Origin of the sequence: Streptococcus pseudopneumoniae (assembly GCF_038148935.1) — a bacterium.
In the GTDB taxonomy this organism is placed as follows: domain Bacteria; phylum Bacillota; class Bacilli; order Lactobacillales; family Streptococcaceae; genus Streptococcus; species Streptococcus pseudopneumoniae_U.
On record NZ_JBBJZX010000192.1, the window covers coordinates 1 to 739 of the forward strand.

Below are 739 nucleotides of genomic sequence, written 5' to 3' on the forward strand. Positions count from 1 at the left end.
CGAACGTCTCCAATTGGAGTATAGTGATTTACGAAATCGTATTTTAGCTGAAACTCCACAAAGTTCTTATTCTTGTTTCCAAGAATTTTTGGCCAATGATCGAATAGATTTCTTTTTCCTAGGTGACTTTAATGAGGTTGAAATTCAAAATGTATTAGAATCATTTGGCTTTAAAGGTCGAGAAGTGGATGTGAAGATTCAATATTGCCAACCTTATTCCAATATCTTGCAAGAAGGCATGGTTAGGAAAAATGTGGGACAGTCTATTTTAGAGTTGGGATATAATTGCCCTTCTGAATATGGTGATGAGCAACATTTACCTATGATTGTAATGAATGGTTTACTTGGTGGATTTGCTCACTCTAAACTATTTACAAATGTCCGTGAAAATGCTGGATTGGCTTATACTATTTCAAGTCAGCTTGATTTATTTAGTGGATTTTTGAGGATGTATGCTGGTATCAATCGAGAAAATAGGAATCAGGCTCGAAAAATGATGAATAATCAATTACTTGATTTAAAAAAAGGTTATTTTACAGAGCTTGAGCTAGAGCAGACCAAGGAAATGATTCGTCGGTCTTTGTTGCTTTCTCAAGATAATCAAGGTTCATTGATTGAACGTGCTTATCAAAATGCCTTACTTGGAAAATCTTCAGCAGACTTTAAAGGTTGGATTGCAAAACTCGAGCAAGTTGACAAAGATGATATTTGTAGAGCAGCTAATAATGTGAAACTACAA

At 34.6% G+C, this 739-nt stretch carries 1 protein-coding gene; it reads left to right on the forward strand.

Annotation, left to right across the window (positions count from 1 at the left end; translation table 11 throughout):
* On the forward strand, positions 1 to 739 hold a 739-nt coding region (locus WKI42_RS10535), incomplete at both ends, for a pitrilysin family protein (RefSeq protein ID WP_368081896.1).